Annotated in this window: 20 protein-coding genes and 1 pseudogene; 8 read left to right on the top strand and 13 right to left on the bottom strand. The window is 66.5% G+C overall.

The window, feature by feature from the left end; all coding sequences use genetic code 11:
* Positions 1-1,880, top strand: a 1,880-nt coding sequence (locus FV220_RS10435; protein WP_147831214.1) for a TonB-dependent siderophore receptor, incomplete at its 5' end; no start/stop codon positions are given.
* Complete coding sequence (locus tag FV220_RS10440) at positions 1,880-3,061, top strand: heparan-alpha-glucosaminide N-acetyltransferase domain-containing protein (protein ID WP_056162279.1); 1,182 nt, start codon at positions 1,880-1,882, stop codon at positions 3,059-3,061. The genes FV220_RS10435 and FV220_RS10440, both read left to right, overlap by 1 nt.
* Before the next feature lie 160 nt (positions 3,062-3,221).
* Here FV220_RS10440 and FV220_RS10445 read toward each other — a convergent pair whose 3' ends face one another.
* The 5 genes from FV220_RS10445 to FV220_RS10465 all read right to left on the bottom strand — a co-directional run bounded on the left by FV220_RS10445 (position 3,222) and on the right by FV220_RS10465 (position 8,047).
* The gene (locus tag FV220_RS10445) at positions 3,222-3,878 is read right to left on the bottom strand and encodes a TetR/AcrR family transcriptional regulator (RefSeq protein WP_056162276.1); all 657 of its coding nucleotides are present in this window, start codon (positions 3,876-3,878) and stop codon (positions 3,222-3,224) included.
* A gap of 188 nt (positions 3,879-4,066) precedes the next feature.
* Positions 4,067-4,555: a DUF892 family protein gene (locus FV220_RS10450; protein WP_056162272.1), complete on the bottom strand. Its 489-nt coding sequence runs from the start codon at positions 4,553-4,555 to the stop codon at positions 4,067-4,069.
* A gap of 159 nt (positions 4,556-4,714) precedes the next feature.
* Positions 4,715-5,386, bottom strand: coding sequence for a DUF2461 domain-containing protein (locus tag FV220_RS10455; protein ID WP_056162270.1), 672 nt, complete (start codon positions 5,384-5,386; stop codon positions 4,715-4,717).
* Complete coding sequence (locus tag FV220_RS10460; RefSeq protein ID WP_147831218.1) at positions 5,383-6,738, bottom strand: FAD-binding domain-containing protein; 1,356 nt, start codon at positions 6,736-6,738, stop codon at positions 5,383-5,385. The genes FV220_RS10455 and FV220_RS10460 overlap by 4 nt, the downstream gene beginning before the upstream one ends.
* Positions 6,739-7,108: 370 nt before the next feature.
* The gene (locus FV220_RS10465) at positions 7,109-8,047 is read right to left on the bottom strand and encodes an alpha/beta hydrolase (RefSeq protein WP_056162264.1); all 939 of its coding nucleotides are present in this window, start codon (positions 8,045-8,047) and stop codon (positions 7,109-7,111) included.
* A gap of 97 nt (positions 8,048-8,144) precedes the next feature.
* Here FV220_RS10465 and FV220_RS10470 point away from each other — a divergent pair, with 97 nt between their 5' ends.
* Complete coding sequence (locus tag FV220_RS10470; protein ID WP_056093421.1) at positions 8,145-9,032, top strand: LysR family transcriptional regulator; 888 nt, start codon at positions 8,145-8,147, stop codon at positions 9,030-9,032.
* 18 nt (positions 9,033-9,050) lie between these two features.
* Here the strand turns inward: FV220_RS10470 and FV220_RS26055 are convergent.
* The 8 genes and pseudogenes from FV220_RS26055 to FV220_RS10505 all read right to left on the bottom strand — a co-directional run.
* Positions 9,051-9,296: pseudogene (locus FV220_RS26055) on the bottom strand (YceI family protein); the annotation flags it as partial.
* Positions 9,251-9,616, bottom strand: coding sequence for a YceI family protein (locus tag FV220_RS26060; RefSeq protein WP_246689428.1), 366 nt, complete (start codon positions 9,614-9,616; stop codon positions 9,251-9,253). The pseudogene FV220_RS26055 and the gene FV220_RS26060, both read right to left, overlap by 46 nt.
* Positions 9,613-10,212: a cytochrome b/b6 domain-containing protein gene (locus FV220_RS10480; protein WP_056093413.1), complete on the bottom strand. Its 600-nt coding sequence runs from the start codon at positions 10,210-10,212 to the stop codon at positions 9,613-9,615. Before FV220_RS10480 ends, FV220_RS26060 begins: the two co-directional genes overlap by 4 nt.
* Positions 10,213-10,241: 29 nt before the next feature.
* Positions 10,242-10,853 carry a YceI family protein gene (locus tag FV220_RS10485; protein WP_147831220.1) on the bottom strand — a complete coding sequence of 204 codons (612 nt, stop codon included), beginning with the start codon at positions 10,851-10,853 and terminating at the stop codon, positions 10,242-10,244.
* A 178-nt stretch (positions 10,854-11,031) separates the two neighbouring features.
* Positions 11,032-11,994 (bottom strand): glutathione S-transferase family protein, encoded by a 963-nt coding sequence (locus tag FV220_RS10490; RefSeq protein ID WP_147831222.1) that lies wholly within the window; start codon positions 11,992-11,994, stop codon positions 11,032-11,034.
* Entirely contained in the window at positions 11,987-13,036 is a 1,050-nt protein-coding gene (locus tag FV220_RS10495; RefSeq protein WP_056093404.1) for an LLM class flavin-dependent oxidoreductase, read from the bottom strand. Before FV220_RS10495 ends, FV220_RS10490 begins: the two co-directional genes overlap by 8 nt.
* A gap of 92 nt (positions 13,037-13,128) precedes the next feature.
* On the bottom strand, positions 13,129-13,740 hold the full coding sequence (locus FV220_RS10500) for an NAD(P)H-dependent oxidoreductase (RefSeq protein WP_056093401.1): 612 nt from the start codon (positions 13,738-13,740) through the stop codon (positions 13,129-13,131).
* A gap of 181 nt (positions 13,741-13,921) precedes the next feature.
* Positions 13,922-14,683 carry an SDR family oxidoreductase gene (locus tag FV220_RS10505; RefSeq protein ID WP_147831224.1) on the bottom strand — a complete coding sequence of 254 codons (762 nt, stop codon included), beginning with the start codon at positions 14,681-14,683 and terminating at the stop codon, positions 13,922-13,924.
* A gap of 116 nt (positions 14,684-14,799) precedes the next feature.
* On the opposite strand from FV220_RS10505, the gene FV220_RS10510 reads away from it, so the two are divergent.
* The 5 genes from FV220_RS10510 (at position 14,800) to FV220_RS10530 (ending at position 18,808) form a co-directional block, all read left to right on the top strand.
* Positions 14,800-15,750, top strand: a complete 951-nt coding sequence (locus FV220_RS10510) for a LysR family transcriptional regulator (protein WP_147831226.1) — start codon at positions 14,800-14,802, stop codon at positions 15,748-15,750.
* 24 nt (positions 15,751-15,774) lie between these two features.
* Positions 15,775-16,221 carry an Rrf2 family transcriptional regulator gene (locus tag FV220_RS10515; RefSeq protein ID WP_056093390.1) on the top strand — a complete coding sequence of 149 codons (447 nt, stop codon included), beginning with the start codon at positions 15,775-15,777 and terminating at the stop codon, positions 16,219-16,221.
* 141 nt (positions 16,222-16,362) lie between these two features.
* Positions 16,363-17,007 (top strand): NAD(P)-binding domain-containing protein, encoded by a 645-nt coding sequence (locus FV220_RS10520; protein ID WP_056093387.1) that lies wholly within the window; start codon positions 16,363-16,365, stop codon positions 17,005-17,007.
* Between the two features lie 183 nt (positions 17,008-17,190).
* Positions 17,191-17,982, top strand: coding sequence for a 3-oxoadipate enol-lactonase (gene pcaD, locus FV220_RS10525; RefSeq protein WP_056093384.1), 792 nt, complete (start codon positions 17,191-17,193; stop codon positions 17,980-17,982).
* 334 nt (positions 17,983-18,316) lie between these two features.
* Positions 18,317-18,808 (top strand): dual specificity protein phosphatase family protein, encoded by a 492-nt coding sequence (locus tag FV220_RS10530; RefSeq protein ID WP_147831228.1) that lies wholly within the window; start codon positions 18,317-18,319, stop codon positions 18,806-18,808.
* Positions 18,809-18,966 lie beyond the last annotated feature (158 nt).

Raw genomic sequence — 18,966 nt, forward strand, 5'->3', positions numbered from 1 at the left:
TCCCCCGGGAAGTCCTGATTGACACAGCCGCGACCCGCGTCGAGCGCGCGCGCGACTACGTGCCCGGGGTCGGAAAGCAGAACGATTTTGGCGCTCAGAACCTCGCCCTCTACTCCGTTCGGGGATTCGCGACCCAGGACATCTTCTTCAATGGCTTCAACATCGCCCGCGGCTACAACGGCGCCCCCGACACCCAGAACGTCCAGTCCATCGAGGTCCTGAAGGGCCCGGCCGGAGCCCTCTACGGCCGCAGCGATCCGGGGGGCACCGTCAACATCCTGACCAAGCAGCCCGTAGCGCGACCCTTCGTCGAGATGGGCACGCTGTTCGGCAGCTTCGGCACCGCCCGCACCACGGTCGATGCCGGCGGCGCGCTGAGCGAGGACGGCAGCGTCCTCTATCGCTTCAACGGCGCGCTCGCCCGCCAGGACAGCTTTCGCGATTACGTCGACGGCGACCGGGTGCTCCTGGCGCCGGTGGTGAGCTGGCAGGTCACCCCCGACACCAAGATCACGTTCGAGGCGCAGTACCTGCGCAACCGCCAGACCTTCGACCGCGGCACCGTCGCGGTGAACAACCGCCTCGGCCTCGTCCCGCGCTCACGCTTCTTCGGCGAGCCGGGCGACGATTCCGTGTCCGAGAGCGCGCTGCTGCAGGTGCGGCTGGAGCACGCCTTCAACACCAACTGGCATTTGCGGGTCGCCACGCACCTCAACACCGGTAGCCTCACCGGCCTGCAGACCGGCGCGACCGGGATCCTCGACGACGGGCGCACGCTCTTGCGCGAGTTCCGCCAGCACGACTTCACCTGGGGCGTCGCCATCGGCCAGGCCGAACTCGTCGGGCGCTTCGAGACCGGGCCCATCGCCCACACCCTGCTGCTCGGCCTGGAGCACGAGCGCTACAACAGCACCGAGAACCTGCTGCGCTCGACCCCGCGTCTCGACCCCTTCGCCATCGACCTGTTCAACCCGGTCTACGGGCAGGCCAAGCCTCCGTTCACGCGCCGCTACAGCGCCAGCGAGAACGTCGGCAACACGGCGGTCTACCTCCAGGACCAGATCGCCCTGAGCCCGGAATGGAAGCTGTTGCTGGGCAACCGCACCGACTTTTACAACCAGACCTTCCGCGACAAGGTCGCGAACGAACGCACCGAGCAGGACCGTACCGGCTTCTCGCCGCGGGCCGGTCTCGTCTACCAGCCGCTGTCGTTCCTGGCGCTCTACGGCAACGTCGCCGCCTCGTTCCGCCCCAACACCGGCTTCGATAGCGCGTCGCGGCCCTTCGCGCCCGAGACCGGGTTCGCCTACGAGGTCGGGACCAAGCTCGACCTGTTCGACGGCCTCAGCGTGACGGCCGCCGCCTTCCACATCGAGAAGGAGAACGTACTCACCACCGACCCGGCAGACTTCTTCTTCCAGATCGCCGCCGGGGCGGTGCGCAGCCAGGGCTTCGACGTCAGCCTGGTTGGGCAGGTCACGCCCGAGTTCCGGGTGATTGGCGGATACGCCTTCATCGACGCGGCGGTCACCCGCGACGAGGTGCTAAGGGTCGGATCACCGCTGCTCAACATTCCACGCCACAGCGGCTCGCTGCTCGGCATCTACGAGGTCCAGGCGGGCGACTGGAAGGGTTTTGGGATCGGCGGCGGGTTCCGCGCCATCGGCTCGCGGCTCGGCGACAGCGGCGTCGAGAGCTTCCGCTTGCCGGGCTACGTCTTGACGGACGCGCTGGCCTACTACCGCTACGAGAACCTGCGCTTCGGGCTGAACGTCGACAACATTTTCGACGAGACCTACTACGAGCGCTCCTACAACACCTTCTGGGTCGGCGTCGGTGAACCGCGGCGCGTCACCGTCAGCATGACGGCGCGGTTCTGATGGGCGAGCGTCCGGAGCCGCCAGAGGCGTCGGTCAGTCTATCGCCCCTGTCCGCCCGCATCGCCTCCATCGATGCCCTACGCGGACTGGTGATGGTACTGATGCTCCTCGATCACCTGCGCGAGACCTGGTTCCTGCACGTACCCGTGGCCGACCCGGTCGACGCACGGGCTGCCCTGCCGGCCGTGGCCCTGGCCCGCCTCCTCGTCAGCCTGTGCGCGCCCATCTTCATCGCGTTGACCGGCGTGGCTGCGTACCTGTTCGGTACCAGGCATACACTGGCGGAGACACGGGCCTACCTGCTGAAGCGTGGGCTCGTGCTGATGGCGCTGGAGGTCCTCTACCTCTCGGAACTGTACTGGGGCGTCGCCAGTCCGACGCTCTGGCTGCAGGTGATCTGGTGCATCGGCGTCTGCATGATCGTCCTGGCGGTGCTGGTCGGCCTTCCACGCCCTGTCCTCCTCGCGGTCGGACTGCTGATCGTCGGTGGCCACAACCTCCTCGACCCGATCCACCTCCAGCCTCACCAACCGTTCTTCCCGGTCTGGGCGATGCTGCACCAGCGTGACGTCATCGCGCTGCCGTTCGGGCTGGTCGCCAAGACGACCTATCCCGTGCTCCCGTGGATTGGCGTGATTGTGCTCGGCTACGCGGTCGGCCCGTGGTTTCTGCCCACCGTCGCGGCGCAAACCCGCGAGCGCCGGTTTGTGGCTCTCGGCTGCGGGATGTTCATTGCCTTCGTGATCCTACGTCTGGCGAACGGCTACGGCGACATGCCCTGGTTCGCCGTCGAGGGCGACGCGCTTCGAACCACGATGAGCTTCGTTTCGCTGACGAAGTATCCCCCTTCGCTGCTGTTCCTGCTGCTGACGCTCGGGATCGGGGCGCTGCTCGTCGTCGCGCTTGAACGAAGGCGCGACGCCCCAGTCGTCGCGGCCTTAGCAGTGTTCGGCGGTGCGCCGATGTTCTTCTACTTGCTCCACCTGACGATCCTGCGGCTCCTGTATCACGGTGCCGCCGCCATCTGGGGCCCGACGCAGGGCAGCGTGTTCGGCGTGGCAGATTACGGCTGGGTGCTGGTCTGGTACGTCGGCTTGGTCGTGCCCCTCTACTGGCCGACGGCCTGGTTCTCGCGCTTCAAGGCATCCCGACGCGAGATCGCCTGGCTCAGGTATCTCTAGTGGAGGAAATCTGACGGATAGAACCCGTTCCCTGGGCCCACTCCCGGCCCCTTGCCGACCCTCAGAAGGTCCGCGCCCAGCCTGTTGAGGCAGAGGTCAACGACTGGGTTGGGTGGAAGCGGCGAGACCGTTTTCGGTCGCCAAATGCTTCAAGCGGACATCAACATCGTCCGCTCAACAGGATCTCGGCGACTTCGGGCACGTCTCGGGTCGCCCGCTCGCACAACCCGGAAAGGTCTGCACCGGAGAAGGCGTGCATGTAGAGGGGGTGGAGGGCCATCTCGACGAACCGCACCGCCGTCGGGGTGGCCTCGGCCAGCGCTGCGTCGGAGGCATCCGTCGCCAGGCATTCGGCGATGCAGCTGACGCACCCCCCGAAACCGATCCGGAATCCCTCACGACCTAGCTCGGGAAATGCCTTCGCCTCGGCGATGGTTAGGCGCATCAGGGCGATGCTCTCCTCGGCAAGGGTGAGGTTCGCGAGCTCGATGCCGACCTGGACGAGACGCTCCTTCAACGACCCACTCGTGGGCACGATGGCCATCCGGGCCTGCAACACGTCGACGTAGCGGAGCACCACCGCCGAGAAGAGGGCCTCCTTGGTCGGGAAGCGCCCGTACAGCGTCGTCTTGCCCGTGTGGGCGAGCTCCGCAATCTGGTCGACCGTCGTGCGACCGAACCCCTGCTCCAGGAACAGGGACGAGGCGACAGTGATGATGCGTTCCTCGATCTGCCCGGCCTGGTCGGCGCGCGGGCGTCCACGCCGCGGGCGGTCCGGCGACGAATGGACGGGGGTACGCTTGCCGGATTGGTCCAAGATCGGAGCCGATTTCGCTGGGGGACGCATGCACCGAAGGTGGTGCGTGCGAACGGCCAAGCCAAGGCGTCCCGCACGGCCGTCCATCTGTGATGGTGAGCGGCGAGCGACCTGCGCGAGGGGGCGGAGCGCCGGCCGGTCGCCGTCATCACGAGGCCGAAGGCCCCGTGATCCCTATCGCCCGAGTGCTAGGCGGCCTGCTTGCCGACCGCGGCCTCGGCGGCCTTTGCGTAACGCTCTTCCAGCGCCTTGCTCTCCTGGCCGAGGCGCTCGAACTCCTCGGCCTGCTTCGAGAGGCCGAGTGCCTTCGCGTAAATCACGTGGCACTGGAACGCTGTGGCCACGTAGGTCAGGCCGGCTCGGGCACCGAAGCCGATGGCGACGTCGCGTGTCTCGTCGTCCTGGGCAGCCTTGACGGACATCTCAGTGCCTTCGGCGATGCCGGCCTGGATACGGTCCTTGAAGTCGTTCGGCTGGGTGTCGAGCTCCTTGAGGAAGTCGATCATCGCCTGCTGCTGGCGGCCGCACAGCGCCGCGCCTTCGCCGGCCAGCTTCTTGAACTCCGGATCGGTGAACTGCCCCTCGGCCTGCGAGGCTGCCGCCTTGCCCTGCTCAGAGGCCGAACGGTAGGCCTGGAGGCCGGCGATGTACCAAGTCTTGATCGTCTCGCGGGACATTCGAACTGCCTGTCTGTTGGGTCGTGTGGTCCGCCACGCCGGGAGCGGAGCGGTCCGCGCACCATACTTGGAGCATTAAAAGGACGATGTCGTACTATTATGAGAAGTCGCGTTTCGGCCCATGGTTCCTGGCCGGTTCCGGTTTTTCGATCAGGTCCGTCAGCCGACGATGGCGTCGTTGAGGTAGGCCACGAGGGGCTGGGCCGCCGCGAAGGTCTCGACGACCACATCGAGGGCGTCGTCACCCTGGACTTGCTTGTTCGTCAGTTTGCGGTTGGCGCAGAACCCCTTCAAGCGCAGGTACTCGATGGCCGGGTGGTCGGGATCGTACCCCTGAGGCGCCCGCTTGAGCTCGCCAGGGCTCGTCAGCCCGTCGGGGAACATCGCCTTCATCTCGCGGGACTCGACGACACCGGTCCATTTCGGCACCGAGGCCGCGATCCGCTTGCGGATGTTGTCGAGCGCCTTCGGCTCGGTCGTGAAGATGCCCCCACCCGCGTAGCAGGCCCCGGGCTCGACATGGAGGTAGTACGAGGCCGACCCCTGGTAGTCGCCGACACCGTTGAGCATCACGAACAGGTCCGTCTTGTACGGCGGCTTGCCCTTGGCGAAGCGCATGTCCCGGTTGATGCGGGTCACGCACTTCGTCGGCTCGGCGTTCGCCTTCTTCACCTTGGGATCGAAGCGTGATGCCGCGTCGATCAGGAGACCTGCCACCTCGACGAGGTTGGACTTCGCACGCTCGTAGTCGTCCCGATGTTCCTCGAACCATTCCTTGTCGTTGTGGGCCGCGATGCCCTTCAGGAAGTCGAAGGTGTGCTTCTCAATCATCTGGGGGCATTCCTTTCGCCGAAATCGAACGATGGGGTTTCGTGAACAGGACGCGCCCCGAGCGCGGGTGACTTCGCCCCCCAAGCCGCGCGAGCGGCGGCCAGGTGGTCGACCAGGGGCGGCGGCAGGGGTGATGCGGGATGCAGCCATGGCTCGTGGGCGAACCCGGCCGGAAGGCTGGCCAGTTCGGGCAACCAGGCGCGGACGTAGCTCTCGTCGGGGTCGAGGTCGCGGCCTTGCTTGACCGGGTTCAGGATGCGCGGCCCACGATCCTGATTGACCCGGCCGTCGTTGATCGCGACCTGGAGCCAGGTGATGCCGGGCTCGTAGTCGTCGAACAACTCCGCCAGTACCGTTCCGACCTCGAACGGAGGCAAGCCCAGGAGCTGCACCGCATAAGAGGCGGCAAGCTGACGGAGGCGGAAATTGATCCAGCCGGTCGCCTTCAGCTCGCGCATGGCCGCATCAGGCATGGGGATGCCGGTGCACCCGTCCCGCCAAACTTCGACCCTGCGCCGCATCTCCGGCGTGATCGGGAGCGGACGCAGATCGTCCTCATAGCGGGAGAAGGTCGTCAGGAAGCCGGGACGGTAGCGGACGCGCCCCTTGAAGGCGCCGAAGGATTTCCCCGCGACTGTCCGGGCCTGACCCGGGTTCGCGCGATGCCTGGCGCGTTCCGCCGCCTCCGTTTCGGCCCTCGCCCTGTCGCTGGACAAGGTGCCCGCCGCAAAGTGGGTCGATAGTAGGCTTGTGCTCAGCCGGTCTCGGCCCGGCATCCACATGCTGGCCAGGTAATCCCGCTCCGGCAGGACCCTGAGGAAGGCCCGCAACAAGGCTATCGGGTGATCGTCCGGCAGCGCCCCCGGTGCGACCTCGACCGCATCGGACAGGAACGGCACGTCGGGTCTAGCTCCGCCCGCTCCCTTGCGACGGATCATCTCGCCGTTGACGGTCAGCAACGGGATGCAAGCCGCCGCCAACTCGTCCGCCCATCGCCGGTGATGGGCAAGTTCCGCGGCCATGCCATCGGCGGCGTTGCGGATGACCACGGAACATCCATGCCGCCGACAGGCCGCCGCGACGGACGTGTCGTCACCAGGGCCGCGCACCTCGAAAGGTATGCCTTTGGCCGAGAAATGCGCCTCAAGTCGCGCCTCGGCTGCCTCCTCAAGGGCGCGCCGATGCGGAGTCCGCCTGGGTCGCCCCCGCCCCTCCGGGGCGATGCGCAGCACCGTGAAGCCCCCGTAGCCGGTCATGGCCCGCCGGAGGGCAAGGTTGTCCTCAAGCCTCAGATCTTCGGCAAGCCAAAGAAGGACCCTGCAATCGGATTGTCGGACGGTCGTAGCATGCATCGGAATGAAATAGGACGATGGCGTACTATTTCAATATCGGGGTCGCAGGTAGAATGCGGATCGTCCGCTTCTTGCCCAAAAGCTAAAGTCCGGGCCTGTCCCGAGCCGTAGTGGCCGGACGGCCGACGGACGACCGCTTATGGGAAGCGCTGATGACGAGTTTGGCGGCTGGGTTGGGTCGGGACCCGTCCGTCCGCTCTACGACCGGGTTGGGTGGTTTGCGGTCCGTCCGCTTTCGGGCGCCTGAGTCGCGAAGCCGTCAGTCGGCATTCAGGGGATGCAAGAGGTCGATCCCTCCCGGCGGCATCCCTCAAGTGGTCGCGCAGCCCGACTTCGATGACCGCCTACGAAGCGCATGCGGTTCGTTCGTTCACGATCCGACGCGCGCCGAACAGATGGCCTGTCCGAGGAACGAAGCGGCGTTCGCCACCGCCGCCTGTCCGTCCGCAAGTTCGGCGTGGAACATGTGCCAGACGTGGAACATGCCGGGCCATATCTCCAGCGAGACGCGAACGCGGTTCTCGCCCAGGTGCGATGCGAGCCGGATGGCGTCGCTAAGCATCAATTCGGCCTCGCCGATCTGCACCAGGATCGGGGGTAGCCCTCGGACGTCGGCGAAAACCGGCGAAGCCTCTGGGCTGTTCGGGAGGGCGCCGCCGAGGAAGGTTCGAGCCATCAGGTCGAGGCCCGCCTTGGTGTTCAGCGGATCGAGGCCCTCGCGGTTGAACATGGATGCGCCGGTATGCTCCAGGTTCGCCCACGGGGAGAGGGCGGCCCCGCCCGCGGGTAGCGGCACGCCGGCGTTGCGGGCCATGACCATCACCGTGACCACCATGGCACCGCCCGCGGAGTCGCCCGCGAAGGTGACCGACCGTGGGTCCTGGCCCTGGTCGATCAACCAACGGTACGCGGCGAAGGTATCCTCAATCGGGGTCGGGAAGGGATGCTCCGGAGCGAGCCTGTAATCCGGCAGGTAGACCCGCGCCTTCATCGCCTTGGCGAAGGCGCCGGCCAAGCCGTAATATCCGCCCGGTCCTCCGACGATGTAGGCTCCGCCGTGGATGTAGAAGAGCACCCGGTCGCCGGCGACGTCCTCCGGCGTCACGAGAGTGCCCGGGACGCCGCCCATGTCGACAGGTTCGATCCGAACGCCGTCGGGCGTCGGATGCTCCGCCATCTTGTCGATGTAGGAGCGCCGGATCTGAGTCAGGGTCACGTCCCTGTTCTCGCCGAGGATGACGGGGCCGAGGTCCTGGAGGCTGCCGGCCCACTGGTCGAGCCGCTGGGTCACGAGATCGCTGAAGGTCATGATACGCGCTTCCTATCGCCGATAATCGGTTCAGGTGACCCATATATGCGGACGATTGGCGAATGTGCGTCAACACACCGGGGACCGGGTAGACCGCATGTCATCAGGAAACATCGGAGACATCGCAGCGTTCGTGGCGGCGGCGGAAGCGGGCAGCTTCGTCGCCGCCGCGCGCATCCGAGCGATGACGAGATCCGGGATCGCGAAGAGCGTGGGGCGGCTTGAGGGCCGCCTCGGCGTGCGGCTGTTCCATCGGACGACGCGAAGTCTCGCCCTGACGGACGATGGCCGTATCTTCCTCGACCGATGCACCCAAATCCTCTCCGATCTTGAGGATGCGGAGCTATCGATGGCCAACGGGAGCGGCGAACCGCAGGGTCTACTCCGCCTCACGGCTCCGGCCACCTTCGGACGGGTGGTGATCCTGCCCGTGCTCAACCGGTTCCTGGCGTCGTGGCCGAAGCTGCGTGCCGAGGTCAGCCTCACCGACCGGGTCAACGACATCATCGACGATGGCTACGACTTGGCGATCCGGATCGGGGAACCCCGCGAGCACGGCAGCCTGATCGCCAGGACCCTGACGCGGCAGCAGGATGTCGTCGTGGCAAGCCCGGGCTACCTGTCCACGCGACCGCCGCCCCTGCATCCCGACGACCTTACGGACCATGCCTGCCTGAGCTATCTCAGCGCCGGCCAGCACCGGGGTTGGCGCTTCGCCATCGATGGCAGGACCGCTTCGATCCGACCACGGGCGCGGCTCTCGCTGGATGGCGGCGAGGCCTTGCGGGATGCCGCCATCTCCGGTGCTGGCCTGGCCTACCTGCCGAGCTACGTTGTCGACGATGACGTCGCGAACGACCGCCTGCGGACCGTGCTCTCGGCCTACGCAGCTCCCCCCGTCCCGATCTGCGCGCTTTATCCGAGCCGGCGCCACCTGGCCTCCAAGGTCCGGCGTTTCATAGACCTCGTAGCGGCCGAGCTCTGAACCTTCGGCGTGCTTGGGTCATGTTCCCGGCTCGGCTGATGCCACGAGATCCACGTCGACTCCCACCTCCAGGGCCACCCATTGCCCCGATGCCCAGGGGCCCTGGCCGACACCGAACTCGGTGCGGACAAGGTCGAGATGCCCGACCGCGTGCGCCTTCCCGCCGTCGAGGGTGAAACGGAACGGCAGTGTGACGGGCTTGCTCTTGCCACGGATGGTCAGTGTGCCGACCGCGTCGTAGCGGCCGTCGCCCTTGTCGACGAAGCGGGTCGCCTCGAAGCGGGCCTTCGCCTCCGCCTTGACGTCGAACCAGTCCTTTTCGGCAGCGCCTCGTCGCGCTGGACGTCGCCGGTCTTCGCCGAACTCAGGTCGATCAGGACGGTGGCGTGGCCGGTCTCGGGCTTGGCGGGGTCGAAGTCCACCGCCGCCTCGAAGCGCTGGAAGCCCCCCGTGAACGGCACCCCAACCTGAACACCCGAGAACCTGATCGCGCTCTTCGAAGGATCGACCTGCCACTCGGCGGCGAACCCGTGGGACGGCACCGTCTGGAGGGCCAGCAGGACGAGCAGGTGACGGACGTTCATGACGATGATCTCGTGAGGGGATGCCCGCCCGCGCCGCGCAGGGCCGGCGACATGCGGCGCAGGACGTCGTCGCGAAGAACCCAGTGATGGCGCAGCGCCGCCGCCACGTGCAGCAGTACGAGCAGGCCGAGGAACCAGGCGCCGTAGGCGTGGACCCACTTCATCACCGCCTCGCCGGCGGCGGGATCGACGAGTCCGGAGAGAGGCAGGTGCGGCCATGGAATCTGCCCGAACAGCACCGTCGGGATGTTGAAGGGCGAGAGCGAAACGACGGCCCAGCCGGCGAGCGGCAATCCAAGCAGCAACCCGTACAGGGCGAGGTGGGCCGCCGCGGCCGCCCGGCGCTCACGCGCCGGCATGCCGTCAGGATGGGGCGGCGGCTTTTGACCGAGACGCCACGCGAGACGCAGGACGGTCAGCAGGAGGACGGTGATGCCCACCGACTTGTGCCACTGGTACAGTTGGAACCGGCGCATCGGCGCCAGGTCCCCGTGCACCATGAGCAGGCCCATCCCGAGCAGGCCCAGCACGCAGAGCGCGCTGACCCAGTGCAGCAGGATCGCCACGCGGGTGTATCGCCGCGTTGCTTCCGACATGACCGCCCTCCGTCTCCCGGACCCAGGTGTCAGTCCTGACGCTCGAAGGCGCCCGCGATGGTGAGGTGAAGATCGTCGCCGATCAGGGGCACGTAGGTCTTCACGCCGAACTCGGAGCGCTTGATCGTGCCGGTCGCGTCGCAGCCGACCGTGTACTTCTTGCTCATCGGGTTGGCGCCGGCGCCGACCAGGGTGACGTCGAGCGTGACGGGCTTCGTGACGCCGTGCAGTGTGAGGTTGCCCAGTACCTTCGCCTTGTCCTTGCCCTGCGGCTCGACCTTCGTGGACACGAAGGTCATCTCCGGGAACTTGGCCCCGTCGAGCCACTGGTCGCCCTTGAGCTCGCCGGTGAGCTTGTCGCTGGTGGTCGAGACCGAGGCGACCGGGATCTTGATCGAGAGCTTCGACTGGGCCGGGTTCTTCGGATCGAGGGTCAGGGAGCCCGACACGTCCGAGAAGCCGCCGTGGTAGTTCGAGAAGCCCATGTGCGAGACCTTCCAGCCCACCTGGGTGTGGCCGGCGTCGACGGCATAGGTTCCGGCCTGGATCTGGGCGGGGTCGCGCGTCGGCGGTGTCTGGGCCAGGGCCGGGGCGGCCAAGGCGAGGGTCAGCGCGATGGTCGGGATGAGAAGGGTCTTCAACGTCGTTCTCCGGATGGGGGCGACGCTGGTCGCCCGGGGTGCGGGTCGGTCCCGAGACGGGGACCTCTGCGGCCCCTTCTTCTTCGATCACCGGGTCGTTCGATAGCCGGTATATATCGATGCGATCCATCGGACATGGCGATGGATCACGAAGGCGGCCTGGACCGGTCCGTGTCGCTCAGTTCGACAGGCGCTCCCGTCCCGAGGGCGCATCGAAATCGAGGTCGGGGCCGAGGGGGACGATGCGGCTCGGGTTCAGCCAGGGGTGGCTGCCGTAGTAGTGCCCCTTGATGTGCCCGAGATCGACCGTCGGTCGGATAGCCGGGTGCTGGTAGAGGTCGCGGGTGTAGGCCCAGAGCGCCGGGTACGTGACGAGCGCCCGGCGATTGCACTTGAAGTGGCCGTGATAGACCGCGTTGAAGCGCACGAGGGTCGTGAACAGCCGGATGTCGGCCTCGGTGAGCGCATCGCCGACCAGGAAACGCTGTCCGGCAAGGCGCTCCTCAAGCCAGTCGAGGGTATCGAAGACCCCCTCGATGGCGGCCTCGTAGGCAGCTTGCGTCGTGGCGAAGCCGGCTCGGTAGACCCCGTTGTTGAGGTTCGCGTAGACACGCTCGTTGACGGCGTCGATCTCGGCGCGGTGGGCCTCCGGATAGTAGTCACCCGCGGTCGCCCCGAGCCCGTCGAAGGCCGCGATGAACATCCGCAGGATCTCGGCGGATTCGTTCGAGACGATGCGACCGGTCGCCTTGTCCCACAGCACCGGTACGGTCACGCGCGTCGTGCAGTTCGGATCGGCCAAGGTGTAGAGCTGGTGGAGCGCTGTCACGCCGTTGACCGTGTCGGGGACGACCCCGGGGCCCGGCGCGAAGGTCCAGCCGTCCTCGCCCATCAGCCAGTGCACGACGGAGAGGCCGACCATCGGCGCGAGCCCCTTGAGGCTGCGCATGATGAGGGTGCGGTGCGCCCACGGGCAGGCCAGGGAGACGTAGAGGTGATAGCGTCCTGCCTCGGCCCGGAAAGGACCGTCGTCCGCGGTGACCCGGTCCCGGAAGACCGAGGGCGGCCGACGCAGCGTGCCGTCGGACAGCACGCTCTCGATCACACCGGTGCGCCATACGCCGCCGATCAACTCACCCATGGCTTGGCTCCCCCAGTGCTTTCTTGACGGCCGGCGACACCTCGGTGCCGAGCAGCGTGATCGAGCGCTGCATCGCCTCGGTCTCCAGCATGGCTGAGCTCATCTGGAAGGTGATGCGCGAGAGCCCGCCAAGCGCCTCGCTCGCCGCGAGGACCTTGTCGCGGACGGTGCCGGGCGAGCCGATCAGGAAGGCGCCCCCGGGGCCGCACATGGCGTCGAACTGGGCGCGGGTGACGCGGGTCCAACCGCGCTCGCGCCCGATCTCGGTGAACATGTGGGCCCAGCCGGGGTAGAAGGCGTCGCGGGCGGCGCGGTCGGTGTCGCCGACGAAGCCCATGGCGTGGACCCCGACCTTGAGCGCCTCCGGTGCGTGGCCCGCCCTGCGGCCGGCCTCGCGGTAGAGGTCGACGAGGGGGCGGAAGCGCTCGAAGCCGCCGCCGATGATGGCCACCATCAGCGGCAACCCTAACGTACCGGCGCGGGCGAAGGAGGCCGGGGTGCCACCGACCCCGAGCCAGATCGGGATCTGCGCCTGATGCGGCCGCGGGTACACGCCCTGGCCGTTCAGGGGCGCCCGGAAGCGACCGCTCCAGGTCACCTTGACCTCGTCGCGCAGCTTGAGGAGCAGGTCGAGTTTCTCCGCGAACAGGGCGTCATAGTCCTGCATGGCGAAGCCGAAGAGCGGGTAGGCCTCGCCGAAGGAGCCCCGCCCGACCACGATCTCGGCGCGCCCCTTGGCGATGAGGTCGACAGTGGCGAACTCTTGAAAGACCCGCACCGGATCGGCGGCGCTCAAGACCGTGACCGCACTGGCGAGGCGGATGCGCTTGGTACGCGCCGCCGCGGCGGCCAGGATGACCGTGGGGGCGGCATCAAGGAACTCCGGACGGTGGTGCTCGCCGATGCCGAAGACGTCAAGGCCGACCCGGTCGGCGGTCTCCACCTCGGCCAGCAGCGCTTCCAACCGGTCCGCCGGCGGGACCGTTCGGCCCGTCGCCGGGTCGGGAATCGTGGCGGCGAAGCTGTCGATACCGATTTCCATCGTCTTGTCCTCGGCGGGATCGGTCGGGCCGACCCGCGGTCGCTCAAGGCCGGCGATGCCGTCGGCCCTTCGATTGCCTGTCGGTGCCGGGCTCAGGCGGCGAGCGCCGCGACCTGCGCCTTGGCCTCGGCGACGGCGTGCTCCTTCGTCTCCCCGCCCTTCGCGAGGCCCTCGGCCCGCACGATGGTGATGTCGGTGAGCCCGATGAAGCCCAGCGCGACGCGCAGGTAGCTCTCCTGATGGTCGAGGCCCGCAATCGGGCTGTCCCCGGAGTAGGCGCCGCCGCGGGTCGAGGCGACGTAGACCGTCTTGCCCTTGACCAACCCCTCGGGGCCGTTCGGTCCGTAGTTGAAGGTCTTGCCGGCGACGCAGACCCGGTCGATCCAGGCCTTGAGCTGCGACGGGACCGAGAAGTTGTACATCGGCGCGCCGATGACGATGACTTCGGACGCGAACAGGTCGTCGACGTAGGCGCCGCCCTTGGCGAGATCCTCGCCGAGGGCCTGGCTGCCGACCTCGCCGCCCTGGAAGACCGCCAGGTGGGCGTCCGACAGGTGGAGGGTCGGGTCGGCGACGAGGTCGCGTCGGATGACCTCCGCGCCCGGGTGGAGCGCCTGCAGCCTGGCCACGATGTCGGCGGTGAGCGCGCGGCTGACCGAATGAGCGCCGAGGATGCTTGAATCGATGTGGAGGATTTTAGTCATGGTGTGGGCCTACGGGCGAACGATAAGGGTATCGGGGTCGATGGCGGGAAGCCGCCACCCCCGAGGACACGCTGATTAGACGACCCGCCCGGGCATCGAGGAAGCCAGTTCGTTGCGATGCTTTCCATCGGGCGTGGCGATGGACGACGGTGGTGAACCCTGTGAGGATCGCGGCGTTCTCTCACAGGAACATGCCGCCGGAGACCTCGATGCGCTGTCCGTTGACCCAGCGGTTGGCGTCCGAGAGCAGGGAGGCGATGGCGGGGCCGATGTCGTCGGGGAGGCCGACGCGGCCGAGGGCGGTCTGGCCGGCGATCATCTTATTGAGCCCGTCGTTGTCGCGCACGACGCCGCCGGCGAAGTCGGTCTCGATGGCGCCAGGCGCAATGGCGTTGACCGCGATCCGTCGCGGTCCGAGCTCCTTGGCCAGGTAGCGGGTCAGCGTCTCGACGCCGCCCTTCATCGCCGCGTAGGCGGCGTAGCCCGGCAGCGAGAAGCGGGTGAGCCCGGTCGACAGGTTCACGACGCGGCCACCGTCGACGATGACCGGCAGCAGGGACTGGGTCAGGAAGAAGACGCCCTTGAGGTGGATCGACATCAGCCGGTCGAACATCTCCTCGCCGGTCTCAGCGAAGGGCACGGCGATGCCGATGCCGGCGTTATTGACGAGGAAGTCGACGGTCTCGCGTGACCAGGTCTCCCGCAGGCCCTGCCGAAGTCTGTCGACGAAGGCCGGGAAGGATGAAACCTCCGCCGTATCCAGCCGGAGCACGATGGCCTTCCGGCCGAGTCCCTCGATCTCGCGTGCCACCGCGACCGCACTGCCCTCGTCGCTCCGGTAGGTGACCACGACGTCGACGCCGGAGCACGCGAGGGCCAGGGCCGTGTTCCGTCCGAGGCCTCGGCTGCTGCCCGTCACCAGGGCGATCTTGTTCGTGTCCATGGGCTTTCCCTTCGATGCGGCGGCATTCCGTCGGACACATCCCATGGCCGCGACCGCGATGGCACTCCGTACGTTTCGATGTTATCCATCGGCTTTCCCGATGGATCGCTCTCCCCATGCTCGACGGATTGTCTCTGGACCAGTTGCGGATCTTCGAGGCGGCGGTCGACGAGGGCAGCTTCTCGGCGGCGGCCCGAAAGCTTCGGCGGACGCAATCCGCGGTCAGCGAGACGATGGCCAACCTGGAGGCGCAGCTTGGGGTCGCCCTGTTCGACCGGAGCGCCCGCTACCCGCGCCTCACGACCGAGGGGGCCGTGCTGCTCGCCGATGCCCGGGCCATCGTCGCGGGCGTCAACGGCCTGAAGGCACGGGCCAAGGGCATCGCCGGCGGGTTGGAGCCCGAGCTCACCGCCGTCATCGACGTGTTCTTTCCCATTACCGCCTTCGCCGAGGTCGCACGGGAGTTCCGGGAGAGCTTCTCCGCGACCCCGCTGCGCCTCTACGTCGAGGCGCTTGGAGCAACTGTCCAACCCGTTATGGACGGGCGCGCGAGCTTCGGCCTGGTGGGTTCGCTGCCTACCTTGCCTGCCGGCCTCACGGCCGAGCGCCTAACCAGCGTGACCTTCGTCATGGTCGCGGCGGCGGATCACCCGCTCGCGGCGCATCGCGGACTCATTCCGAAGGCCGCGCTGGCCGAGCACGTACAACTCGTCCTGACGGACCGATCCGATCTCTCGGCCGGGCGCGAGTTCGGCGTGATGTCGCCCTCGACCTGGCGGCTGGGAGACCTCTTCGCCAAACACGCCTTCCTGCTGAGCGGCCTGGGCTGGGGCGGCATGCCGCTTCACATCGTACGCCAGGACATCGACGACGGCCGCCTCGTGATCCTGTCCATCGAGGATATTCCGGAAGGCGGCCTCTCGCTTCCGATGTCCGCGGTTTACCGGACGTCCGAGCCGCCCGGTCCGGCTGGCCGCTGGATGATCGAGCGCCTCAAGCAATGCCCGAACCAGGCTTTCGTCGAGGAAGCCGTTGACGAACCAGGAAATGTGCAATACCGACGGTGACACACCAACGGTTCAAACGCTCCGATGCCAACCAGTTCCCGCTTCGTCGTCGCCGTCCACGTCCTCGCCGCGCTTGCGGTCGGTGACGGAAAGCCGATGCGGTCCGAGGATCTCGCCTACTCCGCTAACACCGGGGCGGTCGTCATTCGCGGGTTGCTCTCTCGCCTGAACGACGCTGGCTTGACCAAGTCCCAGTTGGGGGCCGGTGGCGGCGCCCTGCTCGCCAAGGATGCCGCAGCGATCCGCCTCATCGACGTCTACGAGGCGGTCGAGGACACGGAATTGTTCACCCTTCACCGGACGGCGCCCTGCGCGAACTGCGCCGTCGGGGGCAACATCCAGGAAGCGCTCCGGCCGACCCTGGATCGGGCGCGCAAGTCGATGGAGGGCGAGTTGTCCGGGGTCACGGTCGCCGACATCGCCGCCGAGGTGGCACGACTGGGCAAGTTCACGATCCCTCTCGTCTGGTGAAGCTTTACCAAATTCTGTCGTAGCGACGACGACATACTATCATATATGTCATCCCGCGCGACCGATCATGGCGGGTCCTCGGCCTTCGGGGCGCCGACGACCCGTCTTCCCCAGCCCCGCATCCACACAGGAAACAAGTCCATGAGTATCGGCATCATCGGTTCGGGCGCCCTCGGTTCGAACGCGGCCCGGGCCTTCGCCGCGAAGGGCCTCGACGTCATCCTCTCGAACAGCCGCGGTCCGGAGTCCCTTGCGGGCCTGGTCCAGGAGATCGGGCCGCACGCGAAGGCCGGGACCATCGCGGAGGCCGCGGGCGCCGACATCGTGCTGGTAGCCGTGCCGTGGGTCCATATCCAGGCGGCCCTGCACGGCCTGCCGGCGTGGAACGGCCGCGTCGTCATCGACGGCACCAACGCGGTCGAGTTTCTCGCCCCCGACTCCCCGGACCGGAACGACGCGAGCAACCCGCTCGCCGCCTACGGCATCAAGGCCATCGACCTCGGCGGTCAACATTCCAGTGCGGTGTTCAGCGAGTTCGTCCCGGGTGCCCGCGTGGTCAAGGCGTTCAACCACCTCGACGTCAATGTCCTCCCTGAGCCCGAGACGGCCGGCGGCAAGCGCGTCCTGTTCTACTCGGGCGACGACGTCGCGGCGAAGGGCGCGGTCCGCGACGTGATCGAGACCGCGGGCTTCTTCCCCATCGACCTCGGAACGCTGGACGTCGGCGGGCCCCTGGCTGGACTGCCCTTCGGGTCGCTCGCCACCCTGAACCTCGTAAAGATCTAGGTGGGCCGACCATCGACCTCGGGGGCATTGCTCCCTGGGGTCGATGAGAGAGGCTGGCGTCCGGACTGGCATGAACGTCCGGAGGCTTGCTGCCGACGCTCGCTATTAAGACCGCTGGGATTGACCGCCCTCCGGGCATCCCCCCTACTCACATTGGACGCGGCGAGAAGACGGGAACCCGATATGCCACTGGTCCACGTCAACGGTCTCTCCCTGAACTATGAGTTGACCGGCCCTGGCGGCGCGCCAGTCGTCGCCTTCTCTAACTCCCTTGGGACGACGATGGCGATGTGGGACGGCGTGGCGCCTCGTGTCGCCGAACGCTATCGGGTGCTGCGCTACGACACTCGTGGACATGGGGGCTCGGCCACCCGCGATGAATCCTGCGAGATCCTGGACCTGGCAGGGGACCTCCGCAACCTGCTCGACATTCTCGGCATCGAGCGGGCCCACTTGGTCGGCCTTTCGCTTGGCGGCATGACCATGCAGGCATTGGCGGCCGCCGAGCCGGAGCGGGCGTCGAGCCTGACCCTTATGGCGACCGCCGCCCATCTGCCGAGCGAGTCGATGTGGAACGAGCGGGCGGCGACCGTACGCGCGACGGGGATGGCGGCGATCATGGAGCCGACGTTCCAGCGCTGGTTCACGCCGGGCTTCGCGGAGCGATCTCCTGCCGTGTTCGTGCCTATCCGGGACGCCTTCGCCGCGTGCAACCCGGCCGGCTATGCGGTCGCGTGCGGAGCGATAGGCCGGATGGACCTGCGGCCCGTGCTGAACCGCATTACGGCGCCGACCCTCGTCGTAGCCGGACGCGACGATTCGTCGACGCCACCGGCGATGGCCGAGGTCATCTGCGAGGGCATCCCCCAGGCGGAGTTAATCCTGTTGCCGCGTGCCGCGCATATGCTGGCCGTCGAGCGACCGTATCCGACCGCAAGCCATCTGCTAGCGTTCCTTGATCGGCACATGAGTTGACAGTCAGATCCGATGGGATCGCTCTCTGCATGTCTGCTTTCGAGGGAAGGCCAAGTCCCTAACCTACGGCGTGGTTGGGTCGCAATCAGATGGTACCTACTGTCGGCAAAACGGTCGGTTTACCGACATAATAGGTGGTGGTTTCCGATCTATTGCTGATCATTGAAAGGTCCGCTCCCGGGCTGTGGAGGCTTAGGCCAACGACCAAGTAACTTACCACGCGCGACTTAAGCCGAGCCAACTCGGATCATCACCGGGCAGGCGTTGCGTAGCTGTGGGGGCGTGGTGATTCCTATGGCGGCAAGGTATGTATATCGTAGAGAGGGAACTTGTAATGCTTGAAGTCCATCCAGGCATTTTCGTTGGCGATGAAGCGGACGAACGGCGTATCCGTGGCGAGCCAGACTGGTTCTTCGTTCATGCTTGCAAGGAACCGTATCACCGCCAAGCGCTCGGCTATACTGGTCGTGCTGCATCCAAAGACCACCTGGAATATTTAATCGCACGCCGCGATGGCCACCTTATTCTTAACCTAGTGGATGTAGCAGACGTCAACTACATTGCAGCAGAGATCATTGATGCAGCACTTGAGACTATCCATGCGCAGTTGAATAGTTCCAAGGTGTTACTCCACTGCAATCAGGGCCAGTCGCGCTCTCCCTCAATCGCATTGCTTTATTTGTCCCGCCACACAAGCTTATTTTCCGGCATGGCCATTGATGAAGCTATTGCTGCATTCAGGATAATTTATCCACCTTATTTGCCAGCGCAGGGCATGGCCGATTATGTGCGATTGAATTGGGCGAATTATCAATCTGCTGGGTGAAACCTCGACTTCTGTCTGACTTCGGAAATATTCCAATCAAAATACGGCTTTATTGCCATGAAAACGGAAAACATTATTTTTTAATTAGGCGCTTAATTCTGGTTTATTTTCTATGACTTATCTGGGTGTTTATACGGAACGTGTCGTTGATCCAGTCC

Origin of the sequence: Methylobacterium sp. WL19 (assembly GCF_008040005.1) — a bacterium.
Lineage (GTDB): Bacteria > Pseudomonadota > Alphaproteobacteria > Rhizobiales > Beijerinckiaceae > Methylobacterium > Methylobacterium bullatum.